The 15,943-nt window shown below is 53.3% G+C and carries 16 protein-coding genes and 3 pseudogenes; 12 read left to right on the forward strand and 7 right to left on the reverse strand.

Annotated features, from left to right (window positions below; genetic code table 11):
* Positions 1-180 precede the first annotated feature (180 nt).
* Entirely contained in the window at positions 181-1,014 is an 834-nt protein-coding gene (locus tag GC56T3_RS15865; RefSeq protein ID WP_013146346.1) for a YihY/virulence factor BrkB family protein, read from the reverse strand.
* A gap of 51 nt (positions 1,015-1,065) precedes the next feature.
* On the reverse strand, positions 1,066-1,554 hold the full coding sequence (locus GC56T3_RS15870) for a low molecular weight protein-tyrosine-phosphatase (RefSeq protein WP_013146347.1): 489 nt from the start codon (positions 1,552-1,554) through the stop codon (positions 1,066-1,068).
* Positions 1,555-2,025: 471 nt separating this feature from the next.
* Here GC56T3_RS15870 and GC56T3_RS15875 point away from each other — a divergent pair.
* The 8 genes and pseudogenes from GC56T3_RS15875 to GC56T3_RS15915 all read left to right on the forward strand — a co-directional run bounded on the left by GC56T3_RS15875 (position 2,026) and on the right by GC56T3_RS15915 (position 9,028).
* Positions 2,026-3,391 (forward strand): annotated as a pseudogene (locus GC56T3_RS15875) (ISLre2 family transposase).
* 229 nt (positions 3,392-3,620) lie between these two features.
* Positions 3,621-3,845 (forward strand): DUF1128 domain-containing protein, encoded by a 225-nt coding sequence (locus GC56T3_RS15880; protein WP_013146349.1) that lies wholly within the window; start codon positions 3,621-3,623, stop codon positions 3,843-3,845.
* Positions 3,846-4,206: 361 nt separating this feature from the next.
* Complete coding sequence (locus GC56T3_RS15885; protein WP_013146350.1) at positions 4,207-4,914, forward strand: phosphoadenylyl-sulfate reductase; 708 nt, start codon at positions 4,207-4,209, stop codon at positions 4,912-4,914.
* Between the two features lie 274 nt (positions 4,915-5,188).
* The gene (gene sat, locus GC56T3_RS15895) at positions 5,189-6,349 is read left to right on the forward strand and encodes a sulfate adenylyltransferase (protein WP_013146352.1); all 1,161 of its coding nucleotides are present in this window, start codon (positions 5,189-5,191) and stop codon (positions 6,347-6,349) included.
* Positions 6,350-6,361: 12 nt separating this feature from the next.
* A complete protein-coding gene (gene cysC / locus GC56T3_RS15900; protein ID WP_013146353.1) occupies positions 6,362-6,973 on the forward strand; it encodes an adenylyl-sulfate kinase in 612 nt (203 codons plus the stop codon).
* 148 nt (positions 6,974-7,121) lie between these two features.
* Complete coding sequence (gene cobA / locus GC56T3_RS15905; protein WP_015373929.1) at positions 7,122-7,898, forward strand: uroporphyrinogen-III C-methyltransferase; 777 nt, start codon at positions 7,122-7,124, stop codon at positions 7,896-7,898.
* Between the two features lie 10 nt (positions 7,899-7,908).
* Positions 7,909-8,655: a sirohydrochlorin chelatase gene (locus GC56T3_RS15910; RefSeq protein WP_013146355.1), complete on the forward strand. Its 747-nt coding sequence runs from the start codon at positions 7,909-7,911 to the stop codon at positions 8,653-8,655.
* An 88-nt stretch (positions 8,656-8,743) separates the two neighbouring features.
* A complete protein-coding gene (locus GC56T3_RS15915; protein WP_013146356.1) occupies positions 8,744-9,028 on the forward strand; it encodes an acylphosphatase in 285 nt (94 codons plus the stop codon).
* Between the two features lie 166 nt (positions 9,029-9,194).
* On the opposite strand, the gene GC56T3_RS15920 is transcribed toward GC56T3_RS15915, so the two are convergent.
* On the reverse strand, positions 9,195-9,962 hold the full coding sequence (locus GC56T3_RS15920; protein WP_013146357.1) for an arginase family protein: 768 nt from the start codon (positions 9,960-9,962) through the stop codon (positions 9,195-9,197).
* A 165-nt stretch (positions 9,963-10,127) separates the two neighbouring features.
* Here GC56T3_RS15920 and GC56T3_RS15925 point away from each other — a divergent pair, with 165 nt between their 5' ends.
* Both GC56T3_RS15925 and bshB2 read left to right on the forward strand, forming a co-directional pair.
* On the forward strand, positions 10,128-10,475 hold the full coding sequence (locus GC56T3_RS15925) for a YojF family protein (protein ID WP_013146358.1): 348 nt from the start codon (positions 10,128-10,130) through the stop codon (positions 10,473-10,475).
* 13 nt (positions 10,476-10,488) lie between these two features.
* Positions 10,489-11,142 (forward strand): bacillithiol biosynthesis deacetylase BshB2, encoded by a 654-nt coding sequence (bshB2, locus tag GC56T3_RS15930; protein WP_013146359.1) that lies wholly within the window; start codon positions 10,489-10,491, stop codon positions 11,140-11,142.
* Between the two features lie 216 nt (positions 11,143-11,358).
* Here the strand turns inward: bshB2 and GC56T3_RS15935 are convergent.
* The 4 genes and pseudogenes from GC56T3_RS15935 to GC56T3_RS18960 form a co-directional block, all read right to left on the reverse strand.
* Positions 11,359-11,655, reverse strand: a pseudogene (locus GC56T3_RS15935) (PhzF family phenazine biosynthesis protein); the annotation flags it as partial.
* Positions 11,652-12,293, reverse strand: a complete 642-nt coding sequence (locus GC56T3_RS15940; protein WP_013146360.1) for a bifunctional precorrin-2 dehydrogenase/sirohydrochlorin ferrochelatase — start codon at positions 12,291-12,293, stop codon at positions 11,652-11,654. The pseudogene GC56T3_RS15935 and the gene GC56T3_RS15940, both read right to left, overlap by 4 nt.
* A gap of 275 nt (positions 12,294-12,568) precedes the next feature.
* Positions 12,569-14,227: an IS1634 family transposase gene (locus GC56T3_RS15945; protein ID WP_041468546.1), complete on the reverse strand. Its 1,659-nt coding sequence runs from the start codon at positions 14,225-14,227 to the stop codon at positions 12,569-12,571.
* 320 nt (positions 14,228-14,547) lie between these two features.
* A complete protein-coding gene (locus GC56T3_RS18960; RefSeq protein WP_075261378.1) occupies positions 14,548-14,787 on the reverse strand; it encodes a DUF4277 domain-containing protein in 240 nt (79 codons plus the stop codon).
* A 59-nt stretch (positions 14,788-14,846) separates the two neighbouring features.
* Between GC56T3_RS18960 and GC56T3_RS20050 the strand changes: the two genes are divergently transcribed.
* Entirely contained in the window at positions 14,847-15,320 is a 474-nt protein-coding gene (locus GC56T3_RS20050) for a hypothetical protein (RefSeq protein WP_041468556.1), read from the forward strand.
* Positions 15,292-15,854, forward strand: a pseudogene (locus GC56T3_RS20055) (DUF6431 domain-containing protein). Before GC56T3_RS20050 ends, GC56T3_RS20055 begins: the two are co-directional and overlap by 29 nt.
* The last annotated feature ends 89 nt before the right edge of the window (positions 15,855-15,943 follow it).

Below are 15,943 nucleotides of genomic sequence, written 5' to 3' on the forward strand. Positions count from 1 at the left end.
GCTTCTTTCAATGATAGCCGTTTTGGCCGTTGGCGCTGCCACTCGTCTTATGCTTTGGTCTGTTTTTTCCTTTTTGCTTCGTGCCCCCGTCTTTTTTCGTATGTTTCGTCATCTTGATCCCCCCTATGCCAAGATCCCTTGCATTGTTACGATATCCCGCCTCGGCACCGTTTATGCACGCTAACGCTGCCGTCTTTTCCCTTCGCGCTCACAGTCAAACATGGCGTTGAGTTCCCCGCCTAAGACAAGAATCATGCCGGACAAATAAAACCAAACCATCAACACGATCATCCCGCCAAGGCTGCCGTACATCGCCGTGTAATCGGCAAAGTTGTTGACATAATACGCGAACGCCAGCGACGCCGCAATCCAGCCGGCGGTGGCAAACAGCGCACCGCGCACGACGTTGACGCAGCGAAGCTGTTTGTTCGGCGCGAAATAATAAAGGGCAGTAAAGACAGCAAACAATAACAGCGAACTCGTCACCCAACGAAACGCGTTCCAAACCTCCAAAAACTGTTGCGACAACCCGAGAGCAGAGAACAAAAACAGCCCGATTATCCGCCCGAAGACCGGAAGCACGAGGGCAACGATGATGACCATGATCATGCCGAGCGTCAACACAATCGACAGCCCGCGTACGATCCAAAACGGCCGGTCTTCTTGCACATCATAAGCGCGGTTGAATGCCCTCATAATGGCACTCATGCCATTAGACGCTGACCAAATAGCTGCGATGATGCTAAACGACAACAATCCTCCGTTTTGCTCATCGATGAGGCGATGAACGTTCGTCTCAATGAGGTGAAGCGCCTCTTTCGGGGCGTATTGCCGCACGAGCGCAAGCACATCTTCATGCGGAATCGGCAAATACGCTAATAGCGTCATTAAAAACAGCAAAAACGGAAAGAGCGACAGAAGAAAGTAATACGCCAATTCCGCCGACAAGCGCGGGATTTCATCTTCCGTAAAACGGCGGACCAACTCACGGATGAACGCCAAATTTACGACCATCGGCTGCCCTCCTTCCCCGTTTTTCCCTAGACGGGTGCGCCGCCCTCAAAGTCATTTTGTTTCCTCCACACCAAGTCGATGGTCGCGGATGATCCTCTCAAGCAAATGCTCGCACCCTGAGCGGACGAGGCGATACACTTCGGCAAAATTCCCGGTATAATACGGATCAGGCACATCGTCTTTTTCCCGGTCGGGAACAAAGTCAAGCAACCGGGCGAGCACCGCTTTCGAACGGGAGCCAGCCAATCGGCGCAAATCGTTCAAGTTGGCTGCGTCCATGGCGATGATGTAATCAAATTCTTCCAAGTCACGATGGTTCACTTGCCGGGCGCGGATGCCGGAGTAGTCGATCTTATTTTCAGTCAAAACCCTTCTTGTCCCCACATGCGGCGGCTCACCGACATGCCAGCTGCCTGTTCCCGCCGAATCAACGGCAATCAGACCGTCAAGCCCCCGCTCTTTCACCAAATGACGGAAGACCGCTTCCGCCATCGGCGAGCGACAAATGTTTCCAAGACAAACAAACAGCACTTTAATCATCCAAACAGCCACCCCTCTCTCTATGTCCACGGTGCTTTCCACCGTTAGTTTTCCTTCGTTTCTTTTCATCTAGCCCTTTTTGTCCCTAGAAGGACGGGGATGTAACGAAAAAACAACTCCAGCGGGGGAGCGTGTGCGAATGGGCCAACAACTCTTGCGCGCGTTCACGACAACCATTTTGAAGAAAACGCGGTGTTTCACCAACCTTTTAGACTGGCACTATGCATGTGCACCTACATTTTACCACATCATCCGTTTTTCATCAGAAAAGCAAGCCATGGTGTGAGTAAAATATTTGTGGGTGACATTCCGAAATGATCCCCGACGAGGGTTGCGAACTTTTGTTCGCGACGCTCGTCGGGGCCACCAAGCGAAGCGCGGTAGAAAAAAGCAAATGTCATGCAAAAAGGACTCTCTCCCTGCTATGATGGTGATTGTCAACATCAACCGAAAACAGGAGGGAGAGAGTCCATGAAACATCTTACCACAGAATGGCCTTTATTAAAAGAGCTGGAGGAACAATTAGTCAGAACTCTTCAAAAGGTGTTCGCTGTCTTGTTGGCGGCCCTTTTGGAGGAGATTGATCAACAACTGGCGGAAGCGCGGGACAAGCGCCGGTATCAGCTGAAAGACAAACGGCCGACTACGATCCAAACGCTGTTTGGAGAAGTGACGTTTCGACGGAACTACTACTATGACCGGCAAACGGGGAACTATACCTTCTTGCTGGATGCCGAATTAGGCTTTGATGGGGCCCGATCGATCAGTCCTTGCCTCGAGGAAACGGCGGTCGAGTTGGCCGTAGAGTGCTCTTCCTACCGCAAAGCGGCTCGCACACTCGAGTCGATCGTAGGGTATGCGGTCATGAGCCACGAGGCGATTCGCCAACTGGTGCTGGAGGCCCCTGTCTCGCTGCACCACCCTGTTTCCAAACGGCACGGCCGAGTGCTGTTTGTGGAGGCGGATGGGCTGTTCATTTCCCGCCAGGGGAAAGGGAAACGGGCGAAAGAAGAGAAAAATCCTGGCGATTCACGAGGGATGGAAACGAAACGGTTCGCAGCTTGAGCTGGTAAACCGGCGCCACTACCTCCATGAAGGGGCGGGAGACGTGTGGGAACGGTTTGAAGAGTGGCTGATGAACGAATATGCCTATGATCCGTGCCGGGACCTTTTGATCATCAACGGCGACGCGGCGTCGTGGATCACGGCCTGCCGGGAGTATTTTGGGAAGCGGGCGTGCTTTCAGCTGGATCGATTTCATGTGGCGCGGGAGCTGCGTCAGTGTCTGTCCGGCCATCCGCGTTGGCGGGAGGTGCGGAAGAAGCTGGCGAAACAAGACGAAGAGGGGCTTCTGGTGGAGCTGAACAGCGCGGTCGGCACGTTGGAGGACGAAGCGAAAGAGAAGCAGATGGCTGCCATGATCCGCCGGATCGAGTCGATGCCGGGATGCATCCGGGACTATCGGGAGTGGCTGTCGGAGCAAGGGGTGGAGACGACCGGCATGCGTCCGATGGGCCACGCCGAGAGCGTGATGAGCCGGTTTGCGCATCGGGTGAAATCCCGCCGCAGCTGGAAAGACCAAGGGCTTCGGGCGTTTCTGAGGGCGATGGCGGCCCGAATCGACGGGATCGGGTGGAGAAAGGGACGGTGGGAGGAGCAAGAGCCCCAGTCGGCCGTCTCGGCCTCAACAAAGTCCAAGCGGATCGAACAGGCCAAACGGAAGGCCGGACGGTTATGGGCAGATGTGGTGCGTCAGAATCTACCGTGTCTGCAGCGGTCATCCGGGACGCCGATCCATCAAGCGTTGTCGGCGCTCCGGGATGGTGGTTGGGTGTAAAAAAATGGAATATCGTATCATCGCCTCAAGATGAGGGATGAGAGTCCGAAAGCGCTTACGATATTAATTCCTGAAAATGGTTCGCTAACTAGTGATTGACAACGCCCGTAGTGAACCGAAAAAATGTTCTCCACAAAGTCTTGACTGACTCCAAGCCATGCAATCTCTCCCCATTCTTCCTGCACCTATGGTACAATACATAGTAACTTGCCATGAAAGGAGTAAACGAATGGATTTATCAAAACAGTCGGCGGAAAACGTCGCCTACATGATCGAACAGTTGAAGCAAAAGTTGAAAGTGCTGAACTTGGATGCCATCAAGCCGTCCCATTTTTCCGAGGAATGGTACGATGAATTGAGAGACATTTACGAGATGGTGATGAAACGCGAGACGTTCAGCCCAAGCGAAATGCAGGCGATTGTCGAAGAGCTCGGAAGCCTGCGCAAAAAATAACGCTCCCATCTGCTGCTAGGCAGGCAATGCAGCTGTTTCGTATAAAAACAATTCCTATCGAAAAACTATGATTGACATTATCGTCAATTGTGCTAAAATTTTAATCAATTAAATGACATGCGTTGCATACGTTGCTCGGGAGTGAGGGAGGAATTGGCTCAATGAACTCCGACAACCTGCCGCCTATAGCAAAGTGCCAATTCCAGCTAAAGAAGATCTTTAGTAAAATAAGGGGCACCCTTTCTCCCGTTCTTTCTGAGATTCATGCAAGGAAGGATTTTTGCCGCCGAATTGCCGTTTGGCCGCTATATATCCGACTAATTACGTGGATTTTCTTTGATTTTGTGAGGAGGAGAAACCGATGCTCACGTATGATCAGTGGGAAACGGCGGAAAAACCGTCTTTTCCGTCCGATAATGAAACAAAAGGGGCGCTTGACGTCCTCGCCTGGGCGTATCGCGAATACGGCGATGAGATCGTATACGCGTGTAGCTTCGGCATCGAGGGGATTGTGCTTATTGATCTCATCTCCCAGGTCAAACCGGACGCCGAAATCGTCTTTTTGGATACCGGCCTGCATTTTCCAGAGACGTACGATACGATCGCGAAAGTGAAAGAAAAATATCCGTCGCTTCGCATCGTGATGAAGCAGCCACGCTTGACGTTGGAAGAACAGAAGGCGCAGTTTGGCGACGAGTTATGGAAACGCGACCCGAACAAATGCTGTGAGCTGCGCAAAGTCATTCCGCTGCGCGAGGTGCTGACCGGGGTGACGGCGTGGATTTCCGGCTTGCGCCGCGAGCAATCGCCGACGCGGCGGCATGTTGAGTACATTAACAAAGACGACAAGTTCCGTTCTATTAAAGTTTGTCCGCTCATTCACTGGACGTGGAAAGACGTATGGAATTATGTGTATAAACGCCATCTCCCGTACAATGTGCTCCACGACCGCGGCTACCCGAGCATCGGTTGCGCCCCGTGCACCGCTCCGGCTACAGATCCGAACGACTTGCGCTCCGGGCGCTGGGCCGGCCAAGGAAAGACGGAATGCGGTCTCCATCTCGCTTAAGGAGAGAAAAACGATATGCTCCTTGCCATTGCTTTGATCGCATCCTTTTTCTTCGCCATGAACGTCGAGGCGAGCGGCGCGGCGGCCTCGATAGGCGTCGCTGATGAATCGGACGCCATTCCGAATCGTCAAGCTGCTGTTTGACAGCGACGTCTATACGGTCATCGCCATCTTGAGCGTCTGCTTGGCGTCATTAGCCTGAAAAAAAGAGCGCTTGCCTCATGAACATGGCAGCGGCATTTCAAAACATCTATCAATCTAGGAGGTTATGAACATGAGCGTAAGCATCCCGCATGGCGGCACATTGATCAATCGTTGGAATCCGGACTATCCGCTTGATGAGGCGACCAAAACGATCGAGCTCTCCAAAGCCGAACTGAGCGACTTGGAGCTGATCGGAACGGGCGCCTACAGCCCCCTCACTGGTTTTTTAACGAAAACGGATTACGACGCGGTTGTTGAAACCATGCGTCTTTCTGACGGCACCGTCTGGAGCATTCCGATCACGCTCGCGGTAACAGAAGAAAAAGCGAAAGAGCTCGCCGTCGGCGATAAGGCGAAACTCGTTTATCGTGGCGACGTCTACGGCGTCATTGAGATTGCTGACATTTACCGCCCGGACAAAACGAAAGAAGCGAAGCTCGTTTATAAAACGGATGAACTTGCTCACCCAGGCGTGCGCAAACTGTTTGAAAAGCCGGATGTGTATGTCGGCGGGGAGATTACGCTTGTCAAACGGACCGACAAAGGCCAATTCGCCGCGTTTTATTTTGATCCAGCGGAAACGCGGAAAAAGTTTGCTGAGTTTGGCTGGAACACCGTTGTCGGCTTCCAAACGCGCAATCCGGTTCACCGCGCCCATGAATACATTCAAAAATGCGCGCTCGAGATCGTTGATGGCCTGTTTTTAAACCCACTCGTCGGCGAAACGAAATCGGACGATATTCCGGCTGACATCCGGATGGAAAGCTATCAAGTGCTGCTGGAAAACTATTACCCGAAAGACCGCGTTTTCCTCGGCGTCTTCCAAGCTGCGATGCGCTATGCCGGTCCGCGTGAAGCCATTTTCCACGCGATGGTGCGCAAAAATTTCGGCTGCACGCACTTCATCGTCGGCCGCGACCACGCTGGTGTCGGCAATTATTACGGTACGTATGATGCGCAAAAAATCTTCTTGAACTTTACGGCTGAAGAGCTTGGCATTACGCCGCTCTTTTTCGAACATAGCTTTTACTGCACGAAATGCGAAGGGATGGCATCGACAAAAACGTGTCCGCATGACGCGAAATACCATGTCGTCCTTTCCGGCACGAAAGTTCGTGAAATGCTGCGCAACGGCCAAGTGCCGCCGAGCACGTTCAGCCGCCCGGAAGTGGCCGCCGTCTTGATCAAAGGGCTGCAAGAACGCGAAACGGTCGCCCCGTCAGCGCGCTAAAGGAGGATCGCGATGAGCACGAACATCGTTTGGCATCACACATCGGTCACAAAAGAAGATCGTCGCAAGCGCAACGGCCATCATAGCGCCATACTTTGGTTCACCGGGCTGTCCGGCTCCGGCAAATCGACGGTGGCCAATGCCGTCTCCAGACGACTGTTTGAGCTCGGCATTCAGAATTATGTCTTAGACGGCGACAACATCCGGCACGGGCTCAATAAAGATCTCGGCTTTTCCGCCGCCGACCGGACGGAAAACATCCGCCGCATCGGCGAAGTGGCAAAGCTGTTTGTCGACAGCGGCCAGTTTGTGCTGACGGCGTTCATCTCGCCGTTTGCCGAAGACCGGGCGCTCGTCCGCCGCTTAGTCGAAGAAGACGAGTTTATCGAAATTTACGTCAACTGCCCGCTTGAAGAATGCGAAAAGCGCGATCCGAAAGGGCTGTATCAAAAAGCTCGCCGCGGGGAAATCCGTGAATTTACGGGCATCGACTCGCCGTACGAAGCGCCGGAAGCACCGGAGCTGACGATCGAAACACACCGTTATTCGGTTGACGAATGTGTCGAGCAAGTGCTCGCCTACCTGCGCGAGCGAGGAATGATCCCGGCCGCGAAAACAGACTGATTCCCCCGTCCTCTGCCAAAAAAGAACGGGAGGTCATTTGACAAGGTCGTTTTCATCCCAAGGCAGACCATTTACAATAAAAGCAGCCGAGCATCCATGCCGTTTTCCGGCGGCTGGCTGAATCATGCACGAAGGGGCTGAAACAACGATGGGCAAAGTATATCTTGTCGGCGCCGGCCCCGGCGACCCGGAACTCATTACCGTCAAAGGATTAAAATGCATCCAGCAAGCGGATGTCATTTTGTACGACCGTCTCATCAATGAAGAGTTGCTTTCATATGCCAAGCCGGACGCCGAACTCATCTTTTGCGGCAAGCTGCCCGGCTTCCATGCCATGCAGCAGGAAACGATCAACCATGCGCTCGTCTGGCATGCCAAAAAAGGAAAAACGGTCGTCCGCTTAAAGGGCGGCGATCCGTTCGTGTTCGGGCGCGGCGGCGAAGAGGCCGAGGCGCTGGCCAAACATGGGATCGAATTTGAGATCGTTCCCGGCATCACCTCCGCCATCGCGGCGGCGGCTTACGCCGGCATCCCTGTCACCCATCGCGCGTTCAGCTCAAGCGTCGCCTTTGTCACCGGGCATCGGCGCGACGGAAGTCGTGACGAGATCAAATGGGAAAGCCTCGCCAAAGGCATCGATACGATCGCCATTTACATGGGGGTTCATCACTTGCCATACATTTGCGGCCAGCTGATGAAATACGGCAAAGCGCCGGAGACGCCGGCGGCGGTCATCGAATGGGGAACGACAACTGCTCAGCGCACCGTCACCGGCACGCTCGCGACGATCGCCGGAATCGCCGCCAAAGAAAACATCCAAAATCCGAGCATGATCATGATCGGAGACGTCGTGCGGCTGCGGGCCAACATTCAATGGTTCGAACGGTTGCTTGCGTCATCGGCAGCCGCTGAGGCAACATCGTGAGGCGATGGCGATGGAAGCTGTTTTATATGTCAGCCACGGCAGCCGCATTGCCGCCGCGCGCCATGAAGCGGCGCGTTTCGTCGAACAGTGCCGGAGGGCCATCGATATTCCGATTCAAGAGCTATGCTTTGTCGAGCTCGCGGAACCGGACATTGTCACCGGCGTTGACCGTTGTGTCGCCCAAGGGGCGACACGCGTCATCGTCGTTCCGCTTCTCCTTCTTTCTGCAGGGCATGCCAAACACGATATTCCAGCGGCATTGGACATCGCGAGACGGCGCCATCCGTCCGTTGATATCCTCTGCGGCGCTCCGTTCGGCGTCCATGAAGCGATGATCGACATCATGATCGACCGCATCAGCGAACAGTCCGCACCGCTTGACGGCGAATCGATGATCCTTCTTGTCGGCCGCGGCAGCAGTGATCCAGACACGAAGCGCGACATGTCCGCCATCGCTGCGCTTTTAAAAGAAAAAACGAACGTGCCGCACGTGGACGTTTGTTTTCTCGCTGCCATCCGCCCGACGCTTGATGAAGGGCTCGAACGGGCCCATGCATCGGCGTATCGGCGTGTGTTTGTCGTCCCGTACTTATTGTTTACCGGCGTCTTAATGAAAACGATCGAACGGAAGTTGCAGGGGTTCTCTGTTTCCGACAAACAGTGGCATTTATGCTCTTACCTAGGCGATCACCCGCGGCTTGTGCTGCTCATTCAACAACAAGTATTATCGCTATCATCCGTAAAAAAAGGAGCTTGATGGTTCAAGCTCCTTTTTTCATGTACTTTCCGCCTCATCTATTATATGATGGAAACAGAACAACCATGATGAAGGAGGACTCATCGGCGTGAAAAGAGTTCATGTCATCGTGGAAGGGCGCGTGCAAGGCGTCGGGTTTCGATACTTCGTCCAACACGAAGCGCTAAAACGGCAGCTGACCGGTTGGGTGAAAAACAATGATGACGGAACAGTGGAAATGGAAGTTCAGGGGGATGAAAGCGCCCTTCAACTCTTTTTGGACACCATTGAAGCCGGAACGATGTTTGCCAAAGTCGCCCGCATGCACATCGAGCCGCGCGATGTCCGCTCCGATGAAAAACAATTTCGCATTATGTACGGGAGCGGCTTTTGACAACTAGGCTCATCCCCTCAAGCAGCGGCCTTCCCGGCTTTTTCGGCCATCAAGCCGGCAGAAGCGCCGGCCCGCTTGCCAAAATCCGAAGGGACAGCGTCTTCCTTGCTTTTCTGATCGCCAAACCAAAAGCGGTTCTGCCTTTCCCGCGCTTCTCGCCGCTCGACTACGACGGCCGCAAATGCGGCGCCGCATAGTGGAAATATGTCTCCAAGATGGCCATGTTCGCCTGCTCATTTTTTCCCCGCGCTTCGCGACAAAGCGGGTCGAACATGTCGACAGCGGAGGGCGGGTATTCGCCGCATATGTCCACGCCGAGCACTTTTTTATGGAATAAAAGCAACCGCAGGCAGGCGAGCAACCGGGATAGCGGAATCACTCCTTGATCCCAGTTCGTGACCGCGTCTTCGCGACGAAGAGCGTCTTTATCGATGCTGATATAGATGCTTCCGGTCGGGATGGCCTCGATGAGCGCTTTTGGCCATTCATCATGATCATCAAATGGAAGAACAGTCATTTTCGGAGATAAACGGAGTTGATGCGAAGAAGCAGTTGGGCCAACGATAACGACTTTTTGCAGCCGCGGATGCTTAAGTGCATAGGAGACCCATGAGCCGCACGAAATGACATCATCCCCTCCTTCAGCATCCGTATGGCGGTCAAAAAGCACAAGCGTAAACGGTTCGTTGATTTCTTTAAGCAATAAATACGTGACATAATGGTAGTTGCCGCTGCCGATCAGCACCGCCCCGCGCTTCCGCCGCCGCTCAAGCCGCCGCTCAATTTCAGCAAGCGCCGCTTCGCTGCAATACAAATTCGTCTCCGGCACGTCGGCGAGATCGACCCATTCGTGCGGAAACTGAAACAGCCGCTTTTGCGGCCGGTACACGCCGTCAAAATTCAACACCGTGACACCATTGCCTTGAAACCCCATCGATCATCACCCTTCTTTCGTTGAATCATCATTCAACGCTTTGTAGGTGCGGATGAGTCCAAGATGTGTCTCTTTTTTTATTATACAATAGAAGTCGAAATATTTCCGCTCACACGCCTCGGTCATGTACAATAATAGAAAAACAAACAGCAAGGAGGGAGCCGCTTGCAACCGATCGACACGGCCGCCGTACAAGAGGCGCTGAATCGTTTTGCCAATCGCGACGTATATATTCATTTGGAAACGACGAACGGAGCATACGCCTCCCATCATAACGATGGCTTTTATTCCGTCGGCGCCTACATCCGCAACGCCTGCATTCGCTTCACCCGCGGCAAGATCACCGGCCCTGGGCCATATCGCGTCGGACTGAAGCTTGATCTTGGCTGGGTGTACGCCGAAGGGCTGACCCATTGGGAATGGACAGAAAAAGGACAGTTGCTGCTAGCAGGCCATGATGATCAAGGGAAATTGGCCGTGGCTCTCGAACTAAGCAACGAACCGTTTGTGTAAGGAGGGAGTTCCGTTGAATGAACGACATGTGCTCGTTGTTTTTCCCCACCCGGACGATGAAGCGTTCGGCGTGTCGGGAACGATTGCCGAGCATGCGCAAAACGGCACGCCGGTGACATACGTTTGCTTGACGCTCGGAGAAATGGGGCGCAATATGGGCGTGCCTCCGTTTGCCAACCGCGAAACGCTTCCACACATCCGCAAGCAAGAACTGGAGGAAGCATGCCGCATTCTTGGCATTCATGATTTGCGCCTGCTCGGCTATCGCGACAAGACGGTCGAGTTTGAGGATGAAGAAGAGCTGGCTGACCGGATCGCCGCCATCGTGGCAGAAACGAATCCATCGCTTGTCATTACGTTTTACCCCGGCTACAGCGTCCACCCCGACCATGATGCGTGTGGAGCCGCTGTCATCCGCGCCTTAAAGCGCTGGCCGAAAGAAGAACGGCCAACCGTCCATTGCGTTGCGTTTGCGAAAAACTGCGAACAAGACCTTGGCCAGCCGGATGTCGTGCGCGATGTCAGCTCGGTGATCGATACGAAGCTGGCCGCCATTCGCGCCCACCGTTCGCAAACCGAAGGACTGATGCAAGCGGCATCCAAACGCGGCGATGCGCTTGCTTGGCTCAAAACGGAACGGTTTTGGACGTATCGGTGGGATGATTGATCAACCTAACATGCCTTGGGCAAGGTGTCCGTCGCGACCTGGACACCTTGTTCCCGCATTAGCCGAACTCCGCCGAGCCGCTTATCAACTTCAGTTGTATCGCAAAACGGTTAACATTCCTTTCAATACGATAACCGCTTTTCCTTCGAGCTCCACTCTCTCCCGCTGCCGTCACCCGCACAATGCCGCCTCGGGCTGAAGCTTGATAGCCGACTAGTTTGTGAAAAAGGCAATCGCTTCATCGGCGCGGCGCTCTCCGCGCTCCCACAGCACATGGGCGCTCGCCAAGGTCGCATGCCCGCATAAGTCGACTTCTGCCTTAGGCGTAAACCAGCGCAGACGGTAACCTCCCTCGTGCGGAATGAAAAAGGCCGTCTCAGACAAATTCATTTCTGCGGCAACACGCTGCATCCACTCATCCCCAACCGGCTGCGGCAACAAGCAGACGGCTGCCGGGTTGCCGGCAAACGGCCGATCGGTGAACGCATCGACAATGTACATCGAAATGTTCATTGCTCTTCCCCTCTTTCCCCGTTTCGTTCTTTTTCGTTCGCCAATAGCTGAGCCAACTCTTCATCCCATCGGCCGCGCTGCCGGAAGGAATCAGCAGCGAGCGCCTGAAACAGCCGCTTCCGTCCCTCAGCGTCCTCCACTTCGCGCAATACGATGCCGCGGGCCCGCTGCAAAAACTCAAGATACGGCCTGTACTCTTCGCCATACTTCTCCTCAAGCTCGCGGCGAATGCGGCGGGCAACCGCCGGACTTGCCCCCCCGGTCGACACGGCAATTGTGAGCGGACCGCGGCGGATGACAGCGGGAACGTGAAAATCACACCGCTCCGGATCATCCACGACATTTACGAGTTGACCGGGTGCTGCTGCTTGCGTCACCGCTTCATTCACCTTGCGATCATTCGTCGCGGCAATCACCAAAAAGGCCTCCGCCAAATCGTCTGGGTCAAACCGCTTTTTCTTCCAAACGATCATCCCCCCCGCGGCCAACGCTTGAAGCTCCGGCTCCGCTTCAGGCGCAATCATCACGATTTCCGCCCCTGCCTCTAACAATCCATGAATTTTCCTTGCCGCCACCTTCCCGCCGCCGACAACGACCGCCCGACGGCCGCGAAGCTGAAGAATCACTGGATATCCCATCGCTTTCTCCTCCCGCAATACAGACGCTCCTTTGGCCGGTTTTGGGCCCGATCCTCTCGACCAACGAACACGGCTCTTTTCCTTGATCGCTTGCACTCGAGCTGTGAACTGTTGACGAAGCCATTGTCCGCCGCAACATTCGCTGAACTCACATTTCGCACCCTAACAAGGTCAAAACAAAGGATTTTTTATTTAGTTTTTCAGAATAACTTTTTGACCAACACAACGAGCGATGGCAATCCTTTTTTTACCATCGCTAGTCGTTCTGTATCATGTTAGACGTAGATGCTCTCATCCATGCCCAATCCCTGCAGAATCCTTCGCTGATCCGGGTTGAGGGAGCGATCCAGTGCGCGTTGGATGCGTCCATCCGGCAGCTGGAACAGGACGACGTTCACATATTGAAACAGCTGAAAAATCGCCTGCCCGGTTGGCCGGGTCAGCTTGCGGCCTCCAGCCCCTTTTAACGGGTGTTCCGGTGTGATGAACTGACGCACCCGGCGCTGAAAAACGCGGTAAATCGCCAAGGCCAAGAGAAATAGATAGCCCAATACGGCAACTCGTTCTGGCTTTTTGACATAAATCTCATCCGTGAAAAACGGATCTTTCAAAAACGCGAAGTTCATTTCCACCGAGATTTGCCCTTTATACAGCTTCAAGATCTCTTGGGCATCCATTTGTTGGCCCTTCCATTCCTTCGGAACGGTCGTGACGAGGACAAACCGGGACGCTTTCCGTCTTGCCTGTTCCCATGCCGGTTGGTCGAATTCGACGTTTAGGCGAAGGGTGTACAGCGTCTCCGTCTCGGGTTCCGCCCCTTTTTTCGGCCGTCCTCGCCGTTTTTTCGGACGCACGATCTCTTCGACCGCGGCCTCCACTCGATGAAACCGAGGGCGAAGGGACGCCTTGAGGGACGTCAAGGCTTGTTCGGCGTCTTCGCGGCAGGAGAAGGGGTGGCGCTCCCAACGGACTTGTTCCTCACGAAGAAGCTCCGCTTCTTTGACCCGCTCTTTTTCGAGCGTCTTTCCTTTGCGCTGGTCGAGCGCGCTCGATTCAACGACGATCAGCCGAACCGGGTGGCCTTCATAGGTCGCGGCCGTTTCCCATACCCGGTACGTGGCGCCGTTTCTCTCCGCCAGGGTAAAGGGTTCGCTCCACGGGATGTGAGGCGAATCGGCCTCCGCTAATGCCCGTTTCACGATTCGAAGCGACGAAGGGCCTCTGGTGATCAAAAAGGCTCGGGCGGCTTTTGTCTGCGCCAAGGTGTCTTTCGTCATCGCGGCGGAATCGGCCACGTAAATCCATTCGTCGTCGATCTTGGCTTGTTTGAACTGTTCGTGGATCCGCGACAGCACCTCAGGATTCCACGCCTTATCCGATAGATTGCCGTCATGCACATCGCCGTAAAACGGGATGCCGTCCTCGTTGCCGACCAGCCCGAAGCCGATCTGTTTTTGCCAACGGTGATGGCGGTTATAGCCATGTGTGATCTGCAAAGCCTCCAACGAGGCCGATTCATACGCTCCGTAAACCGTCTTGTCCGTCGTATCAGCGTGAAAGGCTCGGAGGGAAAGGCCTTCTTTGCGATAAATGTGAATCAAGCAAGTGCTGATGACCTTGTGAATATCGGCCTCATACAAGCGGTCGAGATGACGGGCCAAGGCATCGTCGTTCAACCAGGAAGGCTGGAGACCGGGACGGATGAGTTTCTCCAGATCGATCTCCTGAGCCCATCGTTCTAAGTGAACCAGGGCTTGCCGGCCGTCAAATAGATTGTAAAGGATGGCTTGAACGGCATCGCTGACTCGCGTTTGGCATTGTGGATCGACGGGCACAAGATGGTCAATCAAGTGGGGGATGTCGAGTTTTTTGACTAGAACACTTATTATATTCAAATAACCATTACGATAGACCCCTTTGACTTTCACATTCATGAGAGAAAAACTCCTTTACGTTCCTTGTGTGTCAAGGATTCATTCGACATCGGAACAAAAAATCCTCCCGATTTTCGTCGGAAGGGTGCGAAATGTGAGGATGATCACGATAAAGAAAACCAAATAGTGCACATTTCTGCACTGTTATTTTGCACTAAACAACCGGGTGGCCTTCATAGGTGGAGGAGGTTTCTCGAACCCGGTGCGTGGCACTGTTTCTCTCGGCCAACGTAAAGGGGTCGCTCCGCGGGATGTTGACCGAATCGGCCTCAGCTAATGCTCGTACGGCGGTTGTCACCGTGTGTGGACCTACAGGGATTCTAGCGAGGCCGATTCATATGCGCTGTAAAGGGTTCTTGTTCGTCGCATCGGCGTGAAGACTCGGGGAGAAAGTCCTCTTTTGGGTAAATATGAATCAAGCAAGCGCTAATGATGTGGTGAATGCTGTCCTTATACAGGCGGTCGAGACGACGAGCCAACGCATCGTCATTCAACAGGGAAGGATGGAGCCCGGGATGGATGGGGTTCTCCAGGTCAATCGTGTGACCCCATTGTTCCAAGTGAACGAGGTTTTAAGTAGTCCTATTTTCATGAACACTTATTTACGAGGGGCTGTATAATGAAGAAAATCATGATTTTCATTTATTGCATCTGTTTGTTTTTAATGGTTGGGTGTGAGAAATGGAAAGAAACTGTCTCCCGAAACGATACAAAACTGAAGGTGAACCCAGCCTTTGTTGCACTTGCTGATGGAGATCGCAAATTAATTTTTCTTGATAAAAAGATGAATATAGTCAAAGAAATTGAAAATAAAAATAAATTTCAAAGCTTTTCTATAGAAGGAAATCGAGTTTATGCAATAGATGATGGTACATATATGGGAACGAAACCATCGATGCTTATCATCAATTGTAAATTATCATTTTATTTCAGCATAAAACGCCCATTTTTTTGCACATTCTTTCAGAAAGCCCTCTCCCCTTTTCTGAAGGAATGTGCTAATTTTTTTGTGAATTGTTTCGGACGAAGATTTCCATTCGTTTCAAGGAGAGGGGGAAGGAAGTGTGATCCAGTTTCACGACTTTGGCATTGACATTCAAACGTATACGGATCGTGGGAAAGGGAACGATTTTCCCGACGTGAACCAATGCCCCCACTGTCCATCCCGCCGCCCCTTGCATCGTCACGGATACTACCAACGCTATGCGTTGACGGCAGAGGGGGAGTATCGCCTTTGGATCGCACGATATCGCTGTCAAGAGTACCGTAAAACCGTGAGTGTGCTGCCTTCTTTTCTCCTCCCGTATGTTCAATATACACGGCCGGTCATCTGGCAAGCGGTCAAAACGTGGCTCGAAACGCCAAGGCGAGGAGCGAAGACCAAACAGGTTGTTTTTCCCACCAAGGAGGTCATCTTGTTTTATGTCCGACGATTTTTACGGAATCTTTCCCGCTTGCATCACGCGGCGGTGAGAAGGTGGGGGATCATCGGCCCTGTGGGGAACGCAAGAACAGAACGGGCGGTTTGGTGGATGCAGACCTTGGAGGGACGGGGGTGGGCTCGATCATCCAAGACCTGTGGACAAACGAGAGGTGGCATCCGTTTGCGGATCAAATTGCTTCCTGATTTTCTACTTAACACCAAAAACGGAGATGGTTGATGTTCCCACAAACCCTTCCTCTCGACGAATCTCGAGCCGTTTCGTAAGATAGGAG

The sequence above is a fragment of the Geobacillus sp. C56-T3 genome, assembly GCF_000092445.1.
Classification (GTDB): domain Bacteria; phylum Bacillota; class Bacilli; order Bacillales; family Anoxybacillaceae; genus Geobacillus; species Geobacillus thermoleovorans.